The organism is Pseudarthrobacter sp. N5, from assembly GCF_050157035.1.
Lineage (GTDB): Bacteria > Actinomycetota > Actinomycetes > Actinomycetales > Micrococcaceae > Arthrobacter.
In genome coordinates this window covers 2,017,951-2,038,383 of sequence record NZ_CP189593.1, presented here as the reverse complement: position 1 = coordinate 2,038,383, position 20,433 = coordinate 2,017,951, and the positions used below count along the sequence as shown (strand labels likewise).

Here is a 20,433-nt window from a genome sequence, read left to right as displayed (position 1 = left end):
TTAGGCTTCTTCCGTTGTGGGTACGGTACTGCGGAGTCCCGCGCTGAGGTCTTTCGTGAGGCGGGCAACTGCCTCTACACCGCCGTCGCGGATTGCAGCCACCAGGGCCGTTCCTACAATAACGCCGTCAGCGTAGCCCGCAATCTCACGGACGTGGTCCGCACTGGATACACCCAGGCCCACACATACTCGCTCTGCTCCTGCCGCGTGGGTGTCAGCTACCAGCCGCTCGGCGCTGCTGCTGACTGCTTGCCGGGTACCGGTGACACCCATGATCGAAACGGCATATACAAAGCCACGGCTCGCCTTGACGGTCATGGCCAGGCGTTCGGGCGAGGACGACGGCGCCACGAGGAAGACCCGGTCCAGGCCGTACTTGTCCGAGGCCGCAAACCATTCGGCCGCCTCGTCCGGGATCAGGTCCGGCGTGATAAGCCCGGCTCCGCCGGCCTCGGCAAGGCGGCGCGAGAACTCGTCCACGCCCATCCGCACCACAGGGTTCCAGTAGGTCATGACAAGAACAGCAACATCCGTAGCTGCCGTGATGCCGGCGACGACGTCGAACACGCTTTCCACCCGGAAGCCGTTGGCGATGGCCTCGGTAGTGGCGGCCTGGATCACAGGGCCGTCCATGACCGGATCGGAATACGGGATGCCGATCTCGATCAGGTCCGCACCGTTCTGCGCCATGGCAATGCCGGCGTCGATCGTTGCCTGGACGCCCGGGTACCCGGCCGGCAGGTAGCACACCAGGGCGGAGCGCCCTGCGGCACGAGCCAGGTCGATGGCGGCGGCGGACTTGCTTACGTTCTGCTCAGTCATCAGTTCTGGTCCTCACTCGCGGCGGCGGCCCGGTCAGTCGGCCCTTTGGGCTTCCGGGTAGAGAGGTTGGTGCCCTTGACGCTGCCGTCCTCATCCAGCATGTCGAACCATTCGGCGGCAGTCTCCACATCCTTGTCGCCACGGCCGGAAAGGTTCACCATCACCACGGTGTCCGAGGGATTGGTCTTGCCGTCGGTGAGGCGCTTCCCCACCTTGATGGCGCCAGCCAGGGCATGCGAGGACTCGATGGCCGGAATGATGCCTTCCGTCCGGCACAGCAGCTTGAAGGCGTCCATGGCCTCACTGTCCGTGATGGGCTCATACGTCACGCGCCCGATGTCAGCCAGGTACGCGTGCTCCGGGCCTACCCCCGGATAGTCCAGTCCGGCCGAAATCGAGTGTGACTCGATGGTCTGGCCGTCGTCGTCCTGCATCAGGTAGGAGCGGGCGCCATGCAGCACGCCGGGTTTGCCCAGCGTGATGGTGGCGGCATGCCGGCCGGTGTCGACCCCGTCGCCGCCGGCTTCGAAACCGAAGATCTGCACGGACGGATCGTCGAGGAAGCCGTGGAAGATACCGATCGCATTGGAACCGCCGCCGATACAGGCACAGACTGCGTCCGGAAGCTTGCCGGTCTGTTCCAGGATCTGCGCGCGGGCCTCTTCGCCGATCACTTCGTGGAAGAAGCGGACCATGGCGGGAAACGGGTGTGCGCCGGCGGCGGTGCCGAGCAGGTAGTGGGTGGTGTCCACGTTGCTGACCCAGTCCCGCAAGGCATCGTTGATGGCGTCCTTCAGCGTCTGGGAGCCGTTGGTCACCGGCACTACTGTGGCTCCCAGCAGCTGCATCCGGGCCACGTTCAATGCCTGGCGGCGGCAGTCTTCGGCACCCATGTAGACCACGCATTCCAGGCCCAGCAGGGCCGCCGCAGTGGCACTGGCCACGCCGTGCTGGCCGGCGCCGGTCTCGGCGATGATCCGGGTCTTCCCCATGCGCTTGGCCAGGAGGGCCTGGCCCAGGACGTTGTTGATCTTGTGTGAACCGGTGTGGTTGAGGTCCTCACGCTTGAGGAAAACCCGCGCGCCGCCGGCATGTGTGGAAAAGCGTTTGGCCTCGGTCAGCAGGGACGGACGGCCCGAGTAGTTCTTGTTCAGGTCTGCCAGCTGCGCCAGGAAATCAGGATCGGCTTTTGCCTTCTCGAAGGTGTCTTCGAGCTCGTCCAAAGCCGCGATGAGCGACTCGGGCATCCAGCGCCCCCCGTAGCTGCCGAAGTACGGCCCCGGAGCGTGGCGCAGTGAAGGGCCGCCCTGCAGAAATGCGTCAGCCGCGTTGTCGTCAGCGTTCGCTGAAGGTGCATCAACCATCAGTCTCACCGTCCTGTTCCAGTTGATCGTTCAAAAACCAGTGGTGCCGGCCTCTTCCGGCCGGCGTATTACGGATTGAATCCGCGGAAAGAGCTATGACCTGGCGGCGATGGCGGCCGCACCGGCGGCTGCGAATTCGCCGATCCGTTCACGCGGTGTGGAGTCGCTGACCAGCGCCTCCCCCACCAGAATCGCGTTGGCGCCGCTGCGTGCGTAGTGGGTGACATCGCTTACCCCCCGGACGCCGGATTCCGCCACGATCACCGCTTCGGCGGGAATCCTTCCAGCGAGGGAAGCGAATACTGAACGGTCGACGTCGAGCGTCTTCAGGTTCCGCACATTCACCCCGATTATCCGCGCTTCGGCGGCCACCGCGCGCTCTATCTCTTCGGCAGTGTGCGTTTCAACCAGCACGTTCATTCCAAGATCGTGACTCAGGGCGGTGAACTCGCGGAGCTGCGCGTCGGAGAGCGCTGCGACGATGAGCAGGATCAGATCCGCACCGTGGGCGCGGGCTTCCCAGATCTGGTACTCGTCCAGGTTGAAGTCCTTGCGGAGCAACGGAACGTCCACCCGGGCACGGACGGCGTCCAGATCCGCCAGGGAACCGTTAAAGCGCCGCTGCTCGGTGAGGACACTGATCACGGCAGCACCGCCGTCGGCATACTGCACAGCCAGCGAACCGGGATCCATGATGGTGGCCAGATCGCCCTTGGACGGGCTCCGCCGCTTGATTTCCGCGATCACCTTAAGCTGGTCCCGGTGCCGGGACGGACCGTCAAGGGCAGCCCACGCATCCCGTGAGGGGGCAGCAGCTGCCGCACGGTCCTTCAGCTCGCCGAGCGAAACGAGTCGCTTCCGACCCTCCATATCCTCCCTGACACCTGCATTGATGTCATCGAGAACGGTCACCGCTAGTGGCCGGAGTTCTTCAGCTTGCTGCCCTCTACGCCATAGCCTGCTTTGCGCATGACATATCCGACGATCAGGCCGATAACCATGATGGCCGCACCGGCGATGAAGATGGGGGTGTTGGCGATAACGAAGGCAATGGACGCAAGCAAGGCACCAACAAGCATCACAATGACACAGGTCCAGGCTGCCGGGCTGTTGCCGTGGCCCAGTTCAGCACTGTGATCGACGCCGTGGTGGGCCACTCCCGTGGTGGCAGGCTTGGACGCGGGAACAGTGGCTTTGCTCATGTGAATCTCCTCAGGATGAATACTGCTTACATTCTGCCATTTTTTAGCTGGGGCTTGGGTATCGGCAGGCCCGGGCCGGAAGGGCCCGCTCAGGTGGGATCGTCGCCCCGCGACAGCCTGTCCCAGCTGTCGATCTCGTCCACCGGTCCTGACGCGACGGCCGCGCTGCCGCTGACCGGCGAATCATACTTGGTCCTCGTCTTCCAGTGACGTCCGGCAGGAATAATGAGCAATGCGCTGAGCGCCAGCAAACAACCGGCGACGACGGCGAGGACCGGGAACGCAGTGACGCCCACCTGCACATTGCTTCCGGTGATTCCGGTGGCTGTCGCGATGGAGCCCTGCGCTGCGGCCAGTGGATCAGTGAGGACGGTCACCGCAGCTGCGATGATGCCGGCTGAGGCCAGCGCAATAATGACGGTAATGATCCAGCGGGCAATCCGGCCGGCGATGGACGCGGCGAGCCCGCCGGCGAGGGCAACAAGGGCAAGAGCCGTGACCGTGGTGGCCGCTTTGCTTCCCTGGACCTGAAGGCCGTTCTGGCTCGCAGCCTGGCCAAGCTGCTCAGGGTCGAGGCGGACAGTCATCCACGTTTGCGTCGTGGTACCGAAAACTGACAGGGCTATCAGCGCAATAAGCAGGACGAGCGTTGACTTCCGGGCCCAGACCGGGGCACCGGACCGTCCACGCTGCTTCTGCCCGGCGTGTTCCGTCACTGGGCTTTCCGATTCCCGCACTATGCCTCCGACACTGGGGACACGGGTTCAGGCACCGTATCCGCGCTGATGTTATGGAGCGAACCCGCAGTGTGGACCGCACGAAGCGGGGCAGCCGCCTTGTTGACCGTTTCCAGCGCTTCGGTGGGGTTCACCGAGTCAGCCACAATCCCGCCGCCGGCCTGGACGTAGGCGCGGCCGTCACGCAGCAACGCGGAGCGGATGGCAATGGCCATGTCCATGTCACCGGCGAAATCAAGGTAGCCCACCACACCGCCGTAGATGCCGCGGCGGTGCGGTTCGAGCTCGTCCAGGAGGCGCAGGGCCCGTGGCTTGGGCGCCCCTGACAGCGTGCCCGCCGGGAAGGTGGCTTTCAGGACGTCATAGGCCTTGGCGCCAGGTGCGAGCTTGCCCACCACCGTTGAGACCAGGTGCATGATGTGGCTGAAGCGTTCCACCTCCATAAACTGCGTCACGTCAACGGTTCCGGCCACACAGACTTTGGAGAGGTCATTGCGGGAGAGGTCCACCAGCATCAGGTGTTCGGCGCGTTCCTTTTGATCGGCCAGCAATTCCTCGGACAGCGCTTTGTCCGCCTCGATAGTCTTCCCGCGCGGCCGCGAACCCGCGATGGGATGCGTGATGACTTCCTCACCCGTGACGGTGACGAGGGCTTCCGGGGACGAACCCACAATCGAGTATTCGCGCCCGTCAGCATCCTCGAGGCTGAAGATATACATGTAGGGGCTGGGGTTGGTATTGCGGAGCACCCGGTACACGTCCAGGGGTGACGCGCCGCACTCCATCTCGAAGCGGCGCGAAATGACCACCTGAAAGACCTCGCCGTCCACGATGGCTTCCTTGCCGCGATCCAGGGCTGCGAGGTAGGACGGTTCGTCCCAGCGTTCCTGCACGCTGGAGGCGAAATCAAGGGCGGCTGATTCCAGCACCGACACCGGCTGCTCCACCGGAGTACTGATGCGCGCCAGCAGCGCCTTCACACGGGCCACGGCATCGTGCCAGGCTTCGTCGACCCGGTCTGAGCTGCCGTCGAAGTTGATGGCGTTGGCGATCAGCAGCACCGTCCCGTCCATGTTGTCGTGGACGGCCATGTCGGTCACCAGGTTCAGGGCCATTTCGGGCAGGTGGAGATCGTCTTCCGGCGGGCTGGTGAGTTTCTCCCAGTGGCGCACGGTCTCCCAGCCGAGGAACCCGACCAACCCTGAGGTGAAGGGCGGCAGCCCGTCGAACCTGTCAGTTCGAAGGGCGGCGATGGTGTCCCTGATGGCATCAACCGGGCTGCCGTCCACCGGTACGCCTGCCGGCGGATGGCCCTGCCAGTATGCCTCGCCATTCCGCGTTGTGAGCGTGGCACGCGATTTCGAGCCGATAAACGAGTAGCGCGACCAGGCACCGCCCACAGCGGCGGATTCCATCAGGAAGGTTCCGGGCTGGCCCTGGGCGAGCTTGCGGTACAGACCGATGGGGGTTTCGGCGTCGGCCAATACCTTCAGCCGGACGGGGATGACACGGCTGTGGCCGGCGAGTTCCCGGAACTCTTCCAGGCCCGGGCTGATGATTCCAAGGTCCTGCATGGCTATGGTTCTCCGCCTGTTCTTGTGTGCTGACTGTATCTGAGGGTGGGGGTGGAACGGGTTCAGCAGGCGGTCTCAGCCGGCATGACCGACTTCGACGGCGAGTTCCCGGCCGTCGAAGCACGTCCTGGTTCCGGTGTGGCAGGCTGCTCCGACCTGGTCCACACGGACCAGCAGTGCATCGCCGTCGCAGTCCATGGCCAGGGATTTGACCCATTGGACGTGACCGGAAGTGTCTCCCTTGCGCCAATATTCCTGCCGGGAGCGGGAGTAGAAGGTGACACGGCCGCTGGTCATGGTGCGGTGGAGTGCTTCGTCGTCCATCCAGCCCAGCATGAGCACTTCATGAGTGTCGAACTGCTGAACAATCGCTGCGACGAGGCCCGCATCATCTCGCTTGAGGGCAGCAGCAACTTCGGCAGGAAGGGGGCTTTCGGCGGGCGCTAAACCGGGCGCTAAACCGGGCAAGGGGGCGGGGGCAGGCTGCTCAGACATCAGATCAAGTCTAGTGCCTCTCCCCGATGCCGGGATGTGTGTGAAGAACGGCACGGATTGGGCGGCGGTTCCACTGCGCAACTCCTGCGCTCCCGTGCTAGTTTCACAAGTGATGCAATTCGTCGACCCGTCCCGAGAAGTCCTGGCCGAAACCCTGCTGGCGGCCGGTCCTGACTCTCCCACGCTCTGCCGCGGGTGGCGCACCAGGGATCTCGCTGCACATCTATACCTGCGGGAGCGCAAAGCGGCAGTCGGACTGGGGCTCGTGATCAAGAGTCTGGCCAAGGCTTCTGATAAGGCCACGGCCAAACTTGCCGCGAAGCTTAAAACCACCGAGGACTTCGCAGAACTCGTCAATACCTTCCGGTCGGGACCTCCGGCGCTTTCGCCGATGAAAATCAAGGCATTGGACGAAAGTTCAAATCTCATCGAGTACTTTGTCCATACCGAGGACATCAGGCGTGCAGTAGACCGTTGGGCGCCCAGGGCGCTCGATGAAGAATACTCCGACGCATTGTGGGATGAGCTCATCAAGCGCGCCGCGATCCTGTACCGCGGTGTTGACCTGGGAATTGTACTGGTTCGCCCTTCGGGTCCGCGGCATGTGGCCAAGCGGGCTCCCGTTTCAGTGGCCATCGTGGGCGAGCCCGGGGAACTCCTGATGCATGCCCATGGCCGGACCAGGCATGCGCTGGTGACCTTCGAGGGCCAGCCGGACGCCGTCGCGCTTCTCCAGTCAGCCGAAGTCGGTCTCTAAAAGTCGCCCTCTAAACAGCAACGCGGGGTCACTTACGGCCCAATAACGTGCGTTGGACCGGCTGTAAGTGACCCCGCGTTGGGGGAAATCAGCGGACTTCGAAGCCTGCTGCGCGGATGGCATCCTTGACCTGGGTCATCATGTCGTCCGGGCCAAAGTGGAAAATCGACGCAGCCAGCACGGCATCCGCGCCAGCTGCAACGGCCGGCGCGAAGTGAGCCGGTTCCCCGGCTCCGCCGGAGGCAATGATCGGAACCCGGACAGCGGCCCGCACCAACCGGATCAGTTCGAGGTCAAAGCCGTCCTTGGTGCCGTCGGCATCGATCGAGTTCAGGAGTATTTCGCCGACTCCGCGGTCAGCAGCCTCCCGGGCCCAGGCAATGGCATCGATGCCTGTCCCCTGCCGGCCGCCATGAGTGGTCACTTCAAAGCCCGACGCCGTGGGTTCGGACCCCGCCCGGATCCGCCGGGCGTCAAGGGACAGCACAAGCACCTGCGAACCGAAGTGGCGGGTGATTTCGTCGATGACCTCCGGGCGGGCCACGGCAGCGGTGTTGATTGAAGCCTTGTCCGCACCGTATCTCAGCAGCTTGTCCACCTCCGCAACGCCGCGGACTCCACCGCCCACGGTCAACGGGATAAAGACCTCTTCGGCCGTCCGCCGGACGACGTCGAACGTGGTCTCTCGGTTGCCCGATGACGCCGTGACATCAAGGAACGTCAGCTCGTCCGCGCCGGCGGTGTCGTAGCGGTGAGCCAGTTCAACGGGGTCCCCGGCGTCGCGGAGCCCTTCGAAATTGATGCCCTTGACCACACGGCCGGCATCAACGTCCAGGCACGGAATAACGCGTACAGCTACGGCCATGGCTTCTCCTGAATTGGCTGGGTGCTGGCGGGGAACGGCGGATCAGATGCGGCAGGCGTGGATACTGCTGACCAGAATCGCCCGGGCGCCCAGATCATAGAGTTCATCCATGATCCGGTTGGTGTCCTTCTTCGGGACCATGGAACGGACGGCTACCCAGTCCGAATCGCGAAGCGGCGACACCGTGGGAGATTCCAGTCCGGGAGTCAGCGCAGCGGCCTCTTCCACAAGCTCCTTGCGGATGTCGTAGTCCATCAGGACGTACTGACGTGCCACCAGCACGCCCTGCAGGCGGCGGATCAGGACCTCGGCGGCGGGATTCCGCTCTCCCTTGCGTCCGATCAGTACAGATTCGGAACGGAGGATCGGATCGCCGAAGATTTCCATGCCGGCAGCCTTGAGGGTGTTGCCGGTTTCGACGACGTCCGCGATCGCGTCTGCGACGCCCAGCCGGACCGAGGACTCCACGGCACCATCCAGGCGGACTACTTTGGCGTTGATGCCCCGCTCCGCGAGGTAGTCGCGGAGGAGGCCGTCATAGCTGGTGGCGAGGCGCTTGCCTTCCAGCTGTTCGACGCCGGTGAAGTCACCGACGGGGCCGGCGAACCGGAATGTTGATGCCGCAAAGCCCAGCTCAAGAAGTTCTTCAGCCTCCACCTGCGCGTCAAGCAGCAGATCACGGCCGGTGATGCCGACGTCGAGCGTTCCCTGACCGACGTAAACCGCGATGTCACGCGGACGGAGGAAGAAGAATTCAATGTCGTTGTCCGGGTCCACCATCACCAGCTCGCGGGTATCGCGGCGCTGGCGGTAGCCCGCCTCGGTCAGCATGGCAGAGGCGGCTTCGGACAGGGAGCCCTTATTGGGTACGGCTACTCGCAGCATGGGGTCTTTCTTGGTTAGGAAGTCTAGTGATCAGGCAAAACGTGCCACGCGATGTGCCTCTGGCCGCGGCGTCGGAATTATCCGGCCGGGACAGCTGCACCCGTGGCTAGAGATGCTTGTAGACGTCTTCCAGCGTGAGACCCTTGACGAGCATCAGGACCTGCAGGTGGTACAGCAGCTGGGAGATCTCCTCTGCCGCAGCGTCGTCGGATTCATACTCCGCAGCCATCCAGACCTCGGCTGCTTCCTCCACGACTTTTTTGCCGATGCCATGGATTCCGGACTCCAATTCAGCGACGGTGCGGGAGCCGGCCGGCCGTGTGGCGGCCTTCTCACTCAATTCTGCGAACAGCGTCTCGAAATTCTTCACGCGCTCCAGCCTACTTGCTCGGGACCGGAGGGCGCTTCCCCACCCGCTGCATGACGCCAAACATGTGAGAGAAGGCACATGCTGGCCTGGCTATTTGTAGCGCTGAAGCAGAACAGCAGTGGCCAGTGCCGCGGTGACTGCCTCGTGCCCCTTGTCTTCCGAAGAACCATCCAGTCCGGCCCGGTCCAGGCCCTGCTGCTCTGTGTCGCACGTCAGCACACCGAATCCAACGGGCACGCCGGTGGTGACGCTGACATCGGTCAGGCCCATCGTTGCGGCCTGGCAAACATATTCAAAATGCGGCGTTCCGCCGCGGATGACGACGCCGAGGGCCACCACTGCGTCGAAGTGCGGTGCCAGCCGCGAAGCAGCTACAGGTAGCTCGAAGCTGCCTGGCACGCGTAGAACGGTAGGGGCATCTATGCCGGCGTCCTTGGCCGCACGCAGCGCGCCGGCCAGCAGTCCGTCCATGATCTGGGTGTGCCAGCTGGCCGCCACGATGGCAAGTTTGAGCTGAGACGTTTCCGCCGGGTTGAGGGTGGTGAGGTCAATGACAGGTGCGCCGTGTCCGCTCATATGAAATTCTGGTCCGTTCAGTCTTGTTCGTGTTCGAAAGTGTCTGGCGCCGCGCCGGCCACACGCGCAACCCGGGTATCCAGGGTCAGCCGGTGGTCCATGCGGTCTTTTTTGGTCTGCAGGTAGCGGATGTTCTCGTCGCGTGACGGCACCTCGGTAGGCACCATTTCAACCACCCGCACGCCGGCCCTTGCCAGCCGGTTCTGTTTGTCCGGGTTGTTGCTCATGAGCCGCACCTCGTGCAGACCCATCTCAGCCAGAATCTGCGCTGCGGCGTTGTAGCACCGCGCATCCACGGGCAGGCCCAGCTGTTCGTTGGCCTCCACTGTGTCAAAGCCGGCCTCCTGAAGTGCGTACGCTTTGATCTTGTTGGCGAGCCCGATACCCCGGCCTTCCTGTCCGCGGAGGTACAGGAGAGTGCCGCCAAACTCACGGATCATTTCCAGTGCATAGGCCAGCTGTTCGCCGCAGTCGCAGCGGTAGGATCCGAAGATGTCTCCGGTGAGGCATTCGGAATGAAGCCGGACCAGGGGAGCTTTTCCTGCCTCAGGCGCGTTGGGGGAACTGACGGCAAGGTGCTCTGCGCCGGTGGCCAGATCGGTCCAGGCCTGCGCGACGAAATCACCGAACGCGGTGGGCAACTGCACTACAGGGCCGCCGCTGACCGGGTGCTTACCCCTCCCGTTTGCCAGGTGACCGGGGGTTGCGGTGTTGCTGTGGGCTTCAGAAGCCGTCATTGTTTCTCCTCTACTCCTGCCGGACCGGCTGCCGGGCTGCCCGATTGAACGGACTTCGCGGCGCCGGTTTCCAGATATGCCACCAGGTCCTCGATCGAGATCAAGGGGCAGCCGTGCTCTGCAGCGAACCGGCGCAATCCGTCCAGACGCATCATTTCTCCGTCGTCATACACCAGCTCAGCGATCACACCCACAGGTTCAAGGCCGGCAAGCCGGCAAAGATCCACGGCCGCTTCGGTGTGGCCAGGGCGTTCACGCACTCCTCCGTTAACGGCCCGCAACGGGAAAATATGCCCGGGCCGCGTCAGGGCAGCCGGGCGGCTGCCCGGGTCCGCGAGCACCCGGGCTGTCAGCGCGCGGTCCGTGGCGGAAATGCCAGTACTCACGCCGAATGCTGCATCGCAGGATACCGTGTAGGCAGTGCCCTTGGCGTCCTGATTTACTGCCACCATCGGGGGCAGCGCCAGGGCATCCGCCCGGCCGCCGTCCAGGGGAACGCAAATCACACCCGAACTGTACCGGATGGTCCAGCCCATCAGCGCCGGTGTGGCATGTTGGGCCGCAAAGATGATGTCGCCCTCGTTTTCGCGGTCTTCGTTGTCCACAACGAGCACAGGACGTCCGGCCGCCATGGCCCGGACGGCGTCCTCGATCGGGTCAAGCCGGGCCGGAGGGTGCTGGGCCGGAGGGGGCTGTGCCGCCGCGAGCCGGGCCGGGTCCAGCCGTGACGCCTCCGGACGCGCTGCACCGCTCATTTGCCTGCTCCTGTCGCTTCGGTCCGGTTCCCGCCGGACGACTCGCCGGCAGCACTGCCAATGTCCCCTACGTGATTTCCACCGGAGAAGGAGAGGAGCCGCTCTGTGTACTTGGCGAGCACATCCACCTCAAGATTGACCCGGCTGCCTGCCTCTTTTGCGCCGAGACCGGTCTCGGCGAGGGTGGTGGGAATCAGGCCCACTTCGAACCAGGGCGCCGGCTCAGGGGCCGGGCTGACCGCCGTGACGGTGAGTGACACGCCGTCGATCGCAATTGATCCTTTTTCCGCGACATAGCGGGCGAGCCGCTGCGGCACGGCGAACCGCAGCCGGTCCCAGTTACCCAGGGCCTCCCGCTCCAACAGTTCACCGACACCGTCGACGTGACCCTGCACCACGTGGCCGTCCAGACGTCCGCCGGCTTGAACGCAGCGTTCAAGGTTCACGGCGTCTCCGGCCGAGAGTTCTCCCACGGTGCTGCGGATCAACGTCTCCCCCATGACATCCACGCTGAATTCCTGGCCGTCGATGGCCGTCGCGGTCAGGCATACGCCGTTGACGGCGATGGAGCCGCCGAGCGCCAGGCCCTCGGTTGAGCCCGGAGCCCGGAGCCGGATGGTGGCGCTCGTGTCGCCGTCCCTGTCGACGGAGAGGACTTTTCCCTGCTCTGCAATGATTCCGGTGAACATCAGTAGCCTCCCGTGGCTGCGCCCGCCGCTGTGCGGGGCTGTGGTGAATATGTTGACGTCGATTGCTGTGTAGCTCGCTCCGGGTCCCGGGCCGGACCGTGTTCCGGGCGGCGTTCGGGGCGAAGTTGTTCCGGGCGAAGGTGCAGCCGTAGATCCCTGCCCAGCGGCCGGACCGCTCCGCCGGAGGCATGGTCCCATTCCCAGCGCTGGGCGTTTTCCAGCGTGGCGATACCCAGGCCGTCCAGAGCCGGCGTGCCGGATCCCAGGAGGGTGGGGGCCAGATACACAATGAGTTCATCCACCAGTCCGGCCGTGAGGAAGGCGCTGAGGATGCGCGAGCCGCCTTCAACCATGACGTGCCGGACCCCGGCCGCGAACAGCAGATTTAATGCCTCGTGCGGGTCGCGGGTAGGTAGGTGGAGTACCTTGCCGTCGTCGCCACGGATGGCGGCGCCAGCGGGAATCTTGCGGAGCCCCATGACAGCCCGAAGGGGCTGTTTACCGGCCGTTTCACCGGATGCATCGCGGGCCGTGAGCCGTGGATTGTCCACAAGCACTGTCTGTGTACCGACCAGGATGGCGTCGATCCTGCCCCGGACTCCGTGATTGTCTGCCAGCGATTCCTGGCTGGAAATCCACTGGCTGGTTCCGTCCTCGGCTGCAATGCGGCTGTCCAGTGTCTGTGCGATATGCAGCGTCACGAAGGGCCTATTGGCTTGGACGGACCCGAACCAGTCGCGGTTCAGCTCCAGAGCCAGGTCCGCGGCCAGTCCGCTCCGTACGCTGACACCTGCTGCCCGGAGTGTCTCGGCTCCTCCTGCAGCGGGATCATGCGGGTCATCAATGGCGTAGACAACATTCGCGATCCCGGCGGCGATGATCGCCTGGGCGCACGGTCCTGTCCGTCCGCAATGATTGCAGGGTTCCAGGGTGACCACCATCGTGGCACCTTCCAGGTCCACACCACGGATTACGGCCTGGGCGATCGCATCGGCTTCCGCATGGGCGGTTCCCGCACCGCGATGATAGCCGGTCACCAACTGCCGGCCATCGGGACTTACGACGACGGCCCCCACCAGTGGGTTTGCACCGCGCTGCCCCTGGAGCGCTGCTTCAAGGGCAGTGTCCATCGCCTTCGCTTCGGCTGCGCTGAATGACGGGATCTGCGTGTGTGTCATTTGCTGACCACCGGTTCTGGGAGGCCTGATTCCGCCGACACCGATTTCCCTGCATCACCAAGGCTTTGGACTGTCGACGCCCGCCACCAGACAAAGAACCCAAGCAGTGTGAAGAACCCGTAGAAGAGGTACATCAACGCGCTGGCGTAGTAGCCGGCGCTGAACAGGAGCGGAACACCCACAATGTCCACTGCCACCCAGACAAGCCAGAATTCAGTCCAGCCGCGGGCCATGCCGTAGGTGGCCAGGAGCGAACCCATGAACGTCCAGGCGTCTGCCCAGACCGGCGGGTAGGAGCCCAGCGAATCGAAGAGCGGAGTCAGCGCCGCTGTCCCGGCTACCAAGGCAAAGGCAAGAACTATCCGTGTCCGGTTGCTTGCCCAGCGTGGAGCAATGGCGGTGGATGTTCCGGAGGCATCCCTGCTCTGCTGCCAGCGGTGCCATCCGTAGGCAGCAACGGCGATGAACATGATCTGGCGGCCGGCCTGACCCCACAGTGTTGCCGGGGTTGCTGAGCCGAATACGTTTCCAAGGAAGACCGTCAGGAGCAGAATGTTGCCGGCCATGCCCACCGGCCAGGCCCAGACTTTTCGACGCATGCCACCAAGGGCGCCCGCCAGTCCAAAAATATTTCCCAGCACTTCGCGAAGAATCAGCACCGATCCGCCTACGGGGACCTGTGCTTCGAAGAGCCATCGCAGAAAGTCCATCTGTGTGTCGTTCCTTCCCTACATGAACCGCGATGGCTCCGGGGGTATACGACAGCGCGATGCCGCGGCGTCAGCGGACGCCACGGGTACAGCTGTACGTGCTTCTCTCATCCAGACTTTAACTGTCGGTACCGGAATTCCACCGGTTCAACCGTCCGCCGGGTTTCTTCCCTGAAGGAAAACCGCCGGCTCGCGGGTCGCGGACTATAACCGCCGGTTCGGACTTACACCGACCCCGGAGCACGTATTGTGTGTTGCTATTCTGACACAACCACGTGGGTGCTGAGGCTATTCCCAGCGACGGTGGCGACAAGTTGCGTAACTTTCTCCGCCGTTCCGGATCCGGCCGACGGCAGCCATGCCCCCTGCGTCCGAGGCTGAGTGCCCCTAGCGGCTGCCGGCCTCCCGTAACCGGCTAATGGCTTCTGCGGGATCGGCAGCCCCATAAACCGCGGATCCCGCCACAAAGACGTTGGCTCCGGCCTCAGCCGCACGCAGGATGGTCTCTTCTGTGATGCCGCCATCGACCTGCAGGGCCACAGCCATTCCTGACCCGTCGATAGCGGCCCTCGCACGCCTGATTTTCGGAAGCGTCAGATCAAGGAAGGACTGGCCGCCGAAGCCCGGCTCAACGGTCATGATCAGCAGCATGTCCAGTTCGGCTAGCATATCCAGATACGGGTCAACAGGGGTTCCCGGCCGCAGCGCCATGCCCGCCTTGGCGCCCCTGGCACGTAGCTCCCGCGCCAGCTTGATCGGAGCGATCGAAGCCTCGGCATGAAAGGTCACGGAAGCGATGCCGGCGTCGGCGAAGCCGGGTGCCCAGCGGTCCGCGTCGGCAATCATCAAGTGAACATCGAGCGGCACCGGGCTGACAGCCTGGATGCGCTCTACCACGGGAAGACCAATGGTGAGGTTGGGGACAAAGTGGTTGTCCATAACGTCCACATGCACGGCATCGGCATTGCTGATCCGCTGCAGCTCGGCCTCTAGATTTACGAAGTCAGCAGAGAGAATGCTGGGGTTGATGCAGCACTGCGGCATGTAAGGGCCTTTCATGTGTTTCCTGCGAATCAGATTTCCCGCGGATCTGTTGTACCAGCGGGACCGGGCTCCCTGCGGTCAGGGGTTCTTGGGCTCAGGGCTTCTTGTGGATCAGGGCCAGGAACATTGCGTCTGTCCGGTGCACATGCGGCCACAGCTGGGCCGTAAGCTCGTGCCCCGACTCCAGATTCCCCGTCAGGCTGACGCTGTCCAACACGGCACCGGCGTCCAGCAGTTCGAGGTCATCGCGCTTGCGCAGCGCATCGCTCACCACAGCTGTGGTTTCTGCCGGGTGCGGAGAGCACGTTACGTATGCCACCACTCCCCCGGGCCTGACTGCGTCCAGGGCAGATTTGAGCAGCTCGCGCTGGAGCGGACCGAGATCGGCGAGGTCCTTCGGGGTGCGTCGCCATCGGGACTCCGGGCGCCGACGCAATGCTCCCAGTCCGCTGCAGGGCACGTCCACCAGCACACGGTCAAAAGCTTCCGGCTGCTCGCTGCCCACCTCGCGTCCATCACCGGTACGGACGTGCCAGATGTCTTTGGGAACAGCGGCAAGTGCCTGACGGACCAGCTTGGCCCTGTGCGGTGCGGGTTCGTTGGCCAGCAGTGTGGCACCTTGCTGGCTGGCTAGCGCCGCCAGCAACGCTGCTTTTCCGCCCGGACCGGCGCACAGATCAAGCCAGACCTCACCGGTGCCAGCGCCAGTGCCCGGGCTGAGGTCCACGGCCGCCATGGCGCGGGCTACCAGCTGCGAACCGACGTCCTGCACGCGGGTAGTGCCGTCCCGGACGGATGAAAGCCTTCCAAGATCTCCGCCACTGGATAAGGCAGAGCCTTCAACCAGCTCACCGGGCGTTGCACCGTTTTCAAGGGCATCATCAAGGCTTCCCAGCCCGGGCAATGCCACAAGGTTGACCACCGGCGCGGCGTTGTCAGCTTCGAGGAGTTCGGTAATTTCTTCCACCGGGCGGCCATGCGTCACGAGGGACTGGCGGAGCGCGCGGACAATCCACTCCGGATGGGCGTACCGGATCGAGGCAATCCTCGTGGCATCGGTTTCGTCGCTGACCAGAAGCTCAAGCCACTCGTCCAGCGGGCGTGCGGCAACTTTCCGAAGCACTGCGTTGATGAGTGCCGATGGTCCGGCGCCGATCACTGCCCGTGCCAGGCCGACGGTCTGGTCCAGGGCAGCGTGGGCGGGGACGCGCATGGCAAGCAGCTGGTGACTGCCGATCCGCAAGGCATCCAGGATGGCCGGATCGAGCTGATCCAGGGCCCTGTCCACGCAGCGGGCCAGAATGGCGTCATAGGTGCCTTGGCCACGCAGGGCACCGTAGCTCAGCTCGGTTGCAAAACCGGCGTCCCGCTTGTCCAGCCCGTGGTGTCTGATTCGGGCCGGAAGCACCAGGTTGGCGTAAGCGTCTTCTGCCGCTACAGCGCGCAGGACCTCGAACGCCACCAGCCGTGCGGGGTCCGCGCGGCGTGTGCGCTGAGCCGGGCTGTTCTCGGTGAAGCTTCGCTGTGAGCTGCGGTTCCGCTCCCTGCCCTGGGCGTTGCGCTTGCTGCCGTCGCGGCCGGCGCCACTTCGCTGGCCGCCGGCACGGTGACCTCCTCCGCCGCCGCCCTGGCCACTGCCGGTTGTGCCGGACTCGCTCATTCGAACACCACGCTTTCAAGTGAAGCCTGTCCGCGCGCCCAATCAGCGGCGGTCATCATCTTTTTGCCCGAAGGCTGGATCCTGGTGAGCTCAACGGCATACGAGCCGGTGCCCACAAGCACACTTTTTTCACGGAGGGCCGCACATCCGGGCGCCAGATTCTGGACATCCGGCCGAAGGCGCACCGGTTCCACCTTGATCCGCTGCCCCTCGATGGTGGTCCATGCCCCTGGCTCCGGTGTGACACCGCGTGCGCGTCGTCCGATGGCGAGGGCGGGCTGCAGCCAGTCAAGCCGTCCATCCTCGATGGTGAGCTTAGGCGCCAGCGATATGTCGCCGTGCTGTGCCTGCGGGGAGGCCTGGCCAGCCTCGACAGCGGAGAGCGTCTGGGCCAGCAAGACGGCACCGCTGTGGGAGAGCCGTTCCAGCAATGCGCCGGCGGTGTCCTCCGGACGGACTGCTTCGGTCAGGGTGCCCAGAACGGGCCCGGTGTCCAGCCCCTCTTCGAGGAGGAATGTCACAGCGCCGGTGATGTCATCGCCGGCGATAACAGCCCGCTGCACAGGGGCCGCGCCGCGCCAGGCCGGAAGGAGGGAAAAATGCAGGTTGATCCAGCCATGCCGGGGGATGTTCAGCGCCGAGCGGGGCACCAGCCCGCCGTAGGCCACAATGGCGGCCACATCCGGATCAGCGGCGGCAATCCTGGCAGTGACGTCCTGATCCACGCGGGTCGCACGGATCACATCGATCCCCAGTTCGATGGCTCGCGCGGCAACGGGCGACGGCGTCATCACGCGCTTGCGTCCTATCGGTGCGTCCGGACGTGTCAGGACAGCGACGACGTCGAAACCCGCCCCGATGAGGGCTTCCAGCGATGGAACGGCGACGGCCGGCGTGCCTGCAAACAGAACCCTCACTCGGCAGCACCCTTGCTGCCGGGTCCAAAACTTCCGGCGCCCAAGCCGGCGGGTCCTAAGCTGGCGACCCCGAAGCTGGACCCCACCGTCCTGGCCCGCTTCGCCGTCGTGCGTTCCGTAATGGAGTCATAGTTCGCGTTGCGGATGGAACGGAGGGCCGTTTTCCGGTCCTCGCCTTCCAGCCGGTCCGTGAAGAGGATGCCGTCCAGGTGGTCGGTTTCGTGCTGGAAGCAACGGGCCAGCATGCCTTCGGCGTCAACGGCCACCGGATGCCCGTGCAGGTCAACACCGGTGACGCGCGTTGCGCGGTAGCGGCGGACGGGGAACCCGAGCCCGGGAATGGACAGGCAACCTTCCATCTGGTCCGGCTGGTGGTCTTCGCTGTTTTCCAGTACCGGGTTGATGATGTGGCCCTCAACACCGCCGATCCGGTAGGTGAAGACCCGCTGGCTGACCCCCACCTGCGGCGCGGCCAGGCCAGCACCGTCCACGTCCTCCATGGTTTCAGCCATGTCGGCAACAAGCTTGGCCAGATCCGGCCCGAATTCCGTCACGGGATCGGCAACTGTGCGGAGCACAGGATCGCCGATGATGCGGATATTCAGAATGGCCATGTGCAGTCTTTCCTCACGGTGGAAGGTTACGGGAACCTCACCAGTTTAGTTGCAGGGACTTGAGTTCAGACCCGCCAGCCTGATGCCAGCTGATAATTGCTCCGGCATAAATGCGCGCCTCTCAAAGGCAACCGGTCAGGGACTCGACGGCGGCGCCACCGGCAGCAGCGCGTTTCCGGCGCCCACGGTGTCTGCTGACATCTCCCAGACGCGGCGAAGGGCGCAGAACTTCCACCAGTGGTGCTTCAGCACCTCCGGGTTGGCCCGCACCGGCCGGACCTCGGTTTCACCAATGGCCACAGCCAGCAGGATGGGGTCGTCACCGTGTTCCCACGGTTCCCATTCCCCCGCAACAGCATCCACCAGGCTCTCCTCGGCCTTCATGCCTGCCACCAGCTGCATCACGACTTTGTCGTCCAGGGGTTTGACGGTTCCGTCGCGTGCGGTGCCCTTGGTCTTGTAGTCGATGAGGCAAGTCCGACCATTTATTCTGGCAACCAGGTCCAGTGTCCCGGCATACCCCACGGCCTTGTTCCACACTGTGATCTCTGGCGCGATCGGTTCCACTCGGAACAGCTCCCACCATTCGTCAAACCGTGCTGCGAAGGCCTCCTCGCCGTTGGCCGCAAGCGCGTCACGCGTTTCCTGCATGCTGTGCGGCCGGCCCAGGGCACGGCGTGACACCTGCTCGCAGTAGTTGTGGACACGGTCCCCGCGCATGGCGGCGTCGTCGCGATACGTCTCCGCCGCCTTGGCCGCCCGGTTGACGGCCTGCCGCATCTTGGCCGGGCTTCCCAGAATGCCGGGCAACAAGGGATCTTTGGCCAGGCTGCTCGCCCCCATATAGCCGAACCAGCCGTCCAGTCCGTGCGGCTGTTGGCCGATAACCGTGGTGATGGACGGCACCGAGAACTGCTCTGACGTGGAGCGCGCGTACATGCGGCCGTGTTCAGTGGCGTGGGCAAGAAGTGGATCAGTCATGGAAAGACTCTTTCACAGGGGTCCGACAGAACGGCCGCTCCCGTTGCTCTATCACTTCTGGCCGCTATTCTTCGCCGTTGAGGACCATAAGTGATAGAGCAACGGGACTGAAGGCCGCAAAAAAGCCCGACAGCTTCGCGGATTCCGCGGGCTGCCGGGCTTTTTCATTGGTGGGCGATACTGGGTTCGAACCAGTGACCTCTTCGGTGTGAACGAAGCGCGCTACCACTGCGCCAATCGCCCCAATGCATTTGAATGCTAGCCGACCGGCGGCCCTTTTCGGAAATCGGAACCTGAAGCGAAATGAATTACAAGCATGTCATTCAAAAATTCCCCTAGATTTCAAGGATGCACGGACGTCGGGGCCCCGAACTCACGCACCGATTTGGAGAATCCCTGAACCTCCTATAGAGTTTTTACTCGTTGGAACGCGAGGAAATGCCGCTCATGGCAAGGAATCATCGCTCCAGAATGCGGACGTAGCTCAGCTGGTAGAGCACCACCTTGCCAAGGTGGATGTCGCGAGTTCGAATCTCGTCGTCCGCTCGCAGGACACTGTCACGGCAATGGTTCTTCGGATCCTGCTTACACGGTGGGTTGGCCGAGAGGCGAGGCAGCGGCCTGCAAAGCCGTTTACACGGGTTCGAATCCCGTACCCACCTCGGTGAAAACCATGGTTTCCGGTACCATCCGGTGACAATGGGCGATTGGCGCAGCGGTAGCGCGCTTCCCTGACACGGAAGAGGTCACTGGTTCGATCCCAGTATCGCCCACCAAAGCAAGGTGACTTGCTTGTTGCAGTCCGTTCGGCTTTGCCGGAACGGATTCATCTGCGGACGTAGCTCAGCTGGTAGAGCACCACCTTGCCAAGGTGGATGTCGCGAGTTCGAATCTCGTCGTCCGCTCTCTGCATCTTTAGTGATGCGCAACTCTTGGGTCAACCGGCTTTCCGGTTCCGGGCGATTGGCGCAGCGGTAGCGCGCTTCCCTGACACGGAAGAGGTCACTGGTTCGATCCCAGTATCGCCCACATCAAGCAGCTCCCCGGAGCTGCTTTTTTGTTGCCCGTCCGTTTTTTGTTTCCTGTCCCTTCATGACAATTTTTGTCAAGGGAGGCCTTGGCATGGTCCCGGACTCGGGCTAGGATCAATCCCGGAGGAGCGAACTGGCTCCGGAACTGAAGGGAGGTGCTCGTGGGACTATTTGACGATCTTAAGGGCAAGGCCAAGGATCTCATCCAGGGAAACGAGCAGGTCATCAAGGACGGCATCGAAAAAGCCGGCGACTTCGTCGACTCCAAGACCGGCAGCAAGTTCGCCGGCCAGGTAGATTCGGTCCAGAGTGGCGCTTCCAGCTTCGTTGACAACGTTGACGGACAGCCTGACAACGCACCGGCCGCTGAAGTAGCACCGGTGCCTGAGCAGGCTCCGTAACCGGGACAACCCGGTCATCCACGACTTGCCCTAGTACGTCAGAGGGGTGCCGGTCCCGCCGAGAGGCGG

General features: G+C 63.8%; 23 protein-coding genes, 6 tRNA genes and 1 riboswitch. Of the genes, 7 read left to right on the top strand and 22 right to left on the bottom strand.

Features of this window, described 5'->3' with window-relative positions; all coding sequences use genetic code 11:
* From trpA to hisI, 7 genes are all read right to left on the bottom strand, one after another.
* A complete protein-coding gene (gene trpA, locus ACQCST_RS09850) occupies positions 1–822 on the bottom strand; it encodes a tryptophan synthase subunit alpha (RefSeq protein WP_426995632.1) in 822 nt (273 codons plus the stop codon).
* Positions 822–2,186 (bottom strand): tryptophan synthase subunit beta, encoded by a 1,365-nt coding sequence (gene trpB / locus ACQCST_RS09845; protein ID WP_426995631.1) that lies wholly within the window; start codon positions 2,184–2,186, stop codon positions 822–824. The genes trpA and trpB overlap by 1 nt, the downstream gene beginning before the upstream one ends.
* A gap of 93 nt (positions 2,187–2,279) precedes the next feature.
* On the bottom strand, positions 2,280–3,098 hold the full coding sequence (gene trpC, locus ACQCST_RS09840) for an indole-3-glycerol phosphate synthase TrpC (protein ID WP_426995630.1): 819 nt from the start codon (positions 3,096–3,098) through the stop codon (positions 2,280–2,282).
* A 2-nt stretch (positions 3,099–3,100) separates the two neighbouring features.
* Positions 3,101–3,388: an HGxxPAAW family protein gene (locus ACQCST_RS09835; protein ID WP_426995629.1), complete on the bottom strand. Its 288-nt coding sequence runs from the start codon at positions 3,386–3,388 to the stop codon at positions 3,101–3,103.
* Positions 3,389–3,477: 89 nt separating this feature from the next.
* Complete coding sequence (locus ACQCST_RS09830) at positions 3,478–4,104, bottom strand: Trp biosynthesis-associated membrane protein (protein WP_426995628.1); 627 nt, start codon at positions 4,102–4,104, stop codon at positions 3,478–3,480.
* 20 nt (positions 4,105–4,124) lie between these two features.
* A complete protein-coding gene (locus tag ACQCST_RS09825; protein ID WP_426995627.1) occupies positions 4,125–5,699 on the bottom strand; it encodes an anthranilate synthase component I in 1,575 nt (524 codons plus the stop codon).
* Positions 5,700–5,774: 75 nt separating this feature from the next.
* A complete protein-coding gene (gene hisI, locus ACQCST_RS09820) occupies positions 5,775–6,194 on the bottom strand; it encodes a phosphoribosyl-AMP cyclohydrolase (RefSeq protein ID WP_426995626.1) in 420 nt (139 codons plus the stop codon).
* A 112-nt stretch (positions 6,195–6,306) separates the two neighbouring features.
* Between hisI and ACQCST_RS09815 the strand changes: the two genes are divergently transcribed.
* Entirely contained in the window at positions 6,307–6,951 is a 645-nt protein-coding gene (locus tag ACQCST_RS09815) for a TIGR03085 family metal-binding protein (RefSeq protein WP_426999140.1), read from the top strand.
* An 88-nt stretch (positions 6,952–7,039) separates the two neighbouring features.
* Here ACQCST_RS09815 and hisF read toward each other — a convergent pair whose 3' ends face one another.
* From hisF to ACQCST_RS09740, 15 genes are all read right to left on the bottom strand, one after another.
* Positions 7,040–7,816: an imidazole glycerol phosphate synthase subunit HisF gene (gene hisF / locus ACQCST_RS09810; protein WP_426995625.1), complete on the bottom strand. Its 777-nt coding sequence runs from the start codon at positions 7,814–7,816 to the stop codon at positions 7,040–7,042.
* Positions 7,817–7,858: 42 nt separating this feature from the next.
* Positions 7,859–8,701: an ATP phosphoribosyltransferase gene (gene hisG / locus ACQCST_RS09805; protein ID WP_426995624.1), complete on the bottom strand. Its 843-nt coding sequence runs from the start codon at positions 8,699–8,701 to the stop codon at positions 7,859–7,861.
* 106 nt (positions 8,702–8,807) lie between these two features.
* Complete coding sequence (locus ACQCST_RS09800) at positions 8,808–9,071, bottom strand: phosphoribosyl-ATP diphosphatase (protein ID WP_426995623.1); 264 nt, start codon at positions 9,069–9,071, stop codon at positions 8,808–8,810.
* Between the two features lie 90 nt (positions 9,072–9,161).
* Entirely contained in the window at positions 9,162–9,647 is a 486-nt protein-coding gene (ribH, locus tag ACQCST_RS09795) for a 6,7-dimethyl-8-ribityllumazine synthase (RefSeq protein ID WP_426995622.1), read from the bottom strand.
* Between the two features lie 17 nt (positions 9,648–9,664).
* Positions 9,665–10,384 (bottom strand): GTP cyclohydrolase II, encoded by a 720-nt coding sequence (gene ribA / locus ACQCST_RS09790; protein WP_426995621.1) that lies wholly within the window; start codon positions 10,382–10,384, stop codon positions 9,665–9,667.
* A complete protein-coding gene (gene ribB / locus ACQCST_RS09785) occupies positions 10,381–11,016 on the bottom strand; it encodes a 3,4-dihydroxy-2-butanone-4-phosphate synthase (RefSeq protein WP_426999139.1) in 636 nt (211 codons plus the stop codon). The genes ribA and ribB overlap by 4 nt, the downstream gene beginning before the upstream one ends.
* A gap of 119 nt (positions 11,017–11,135) precedes the next feature.
* The gene (locus ACQCST_RS09780) at positions 11,136–11,828 is read right to left on the bottom strand and encodes a riboflavin synthase (protein WP_426995620.1); all 693 of its coding nucleotides are present in this window, start codon (positions 11,826–11,828) and stop codon (positions 11,136–11,138) included.
* Positions 11,828–13,006 carry a bifunctional diaminohydroxyphosphoribosylaminopyrimidine deaminase/5-amino-6-(5-phosphoribosylamino)uracil reductase RibD gene (gene ribD, locus ACQCST_RS09775; protein ID WP_426995619.1) on the bottom strand — a complete coding sequence of 393 codons (1,179 nt, stop codon included), beginning with the start codon at positions 13,004–13,006 and terminating at the stop codon, positions 11,828–11,830. Before ribD ends, ACQCST_RS09780 begins: the two co-directional genes overlap by 1 nt.
* Complete coding sequence (gene pnuC / locus ACQCST_RS09770; protein ID WP_426995618.1) at positions 13,003–13,716, bottom strand: nicotinamide riboside transporter PnuC; 714 nt, start codon at positions 13,714–13,716, stop codon at positions 13,003–13,005. Before pnuC ends, ribD begins: the two co-directional genes overlap by 4 nt.
* Positions 13,717–13,810: 94 nt before the next feature.
* Positions 13,811–13,964: riboswitch (FMN riboswitch) on the bottom strand.
* Between the two features lie 139 nt (positions 13,965–14,103).
* Positions 14,104–14,760, bottom strand: a complete 657-nt coding sequence (gene rpe / locus ACQCST_RS09765; protein ID WP_426999138.1) for a ribulose-phosphate 3-epimerase — start codon at positions 14,758–14,760, stop codon at positions 14,104–14,106.
* A 94-nt stretch (positions 14,761–14,854) separates the two neighbouring features.
* Positions 14,855–16,420: an RsmB/NOP family class I SAM-dependent RNA methyltransferase gene (locus ACQCST_RS09760; RefSeq protein ID WP_426995617.1), complete on the bottom strand. Its 1,566-nt coding sequence runs from the start codon at positions 16,418–16,420 to the stop codon at positions 14,855–14,857.
* Positions 16,417–17,337 (bottom strand): methionyl-tRNA formyltransferase, encoded by a 921-nt coding sequence (gene fmt / locus ACQCST_RS09755; RefSeq protein ID WP_426995616.1) that lies wholly within the window; start codon positions 17,335–17,337, stop codon positions 16,417–16,419. The genes ACQCST_RS09760 and fmt overlap by 4 nt, the downstream gene beginning before the upstream one ends.
* Complete coding sequence (def, locus tag ACQCST_RS09750) at positions 17,334–17,951, bottom strand: peptide deformylase (RefSeq protein WP_426995615.1); 618 nt, start codon at positions 17,949–17,951, stop codon at positions 17,334–17,336. Before def ends, fmt begins: the two co-directional genes overlap by 4 nt.
* Positions 17,952–18,086: 135 nt before the next feature.
* Positions 18,087–18,932, bottom strand: a complete 846-nt coding sequence (locus ACQCST_RS09745; protein ID WP_426995614.1) for a cytochrome — start codon at positions 18,930–18,932, stop codon at positions 18,087–18,089.
* A gap of 168 nt (positions 18,933–19,100) precedes the next feature.
* A tRNA-Val gene (locus ACQCST_RS09740) sits at positions 19,101–19,175 on the bottom strand.
* A gap of 230 nt (positions 19,176–19,405) precedes the next feature.
* On the opposite strand from ACQCST_RS09740, the gene ACQCST_RS09735 reads away from it, so the two are divergent.
* From ACQCST_RS09735 to ACQCST_RS09710, 6 genes are all read left to right on the top strand, one after another.
* Positions 19,406–19,478, top strand: a tRNA-Gly gene (locus ACQCST_RS09735).
* A 45-nt stretch (positions 19,479–19,523) separates the two neighbouring features.
* Positions 19,524–19,594 (top strand) — tRNA-Cys (locus tag ACQCST_RS09730).
* A 39-nt stretch (positions 19,595–19,633) separates the two neighbouring features.
* Positions 19,634–19,708: transfer RNA gene (locus ACQCST_RS09725), tRNA-Val, on the top strand.
* Positions 19,709–19,764: 56 nt separating this feature from the next.
* Positions 19,765–19,837, top strand: a tRNA-Gly gene (locus ACQCST_RS09720).
* Between the two features lie 52 nt (positions 19,838–19,889).
* A tRNA-Val gene (locus tag ACQCST_RS09715) sits at positions 19,890–19,961 on the top strand.
* A gap of 163 nt (positions 19,962–20,124) precedes the next feature.
* Complete coding sequence (locus tag ACQCST_RS09710; RefSeq protein WP_426995613.1) at positions 20,125–20,364, top strand: antitoxin; 240 nt, start codon at positions 20,125–20,127, stop codon at positions 20,362–20,364.
* Positions 20,365–20,433: the final 69 nt, after the last annotated feature.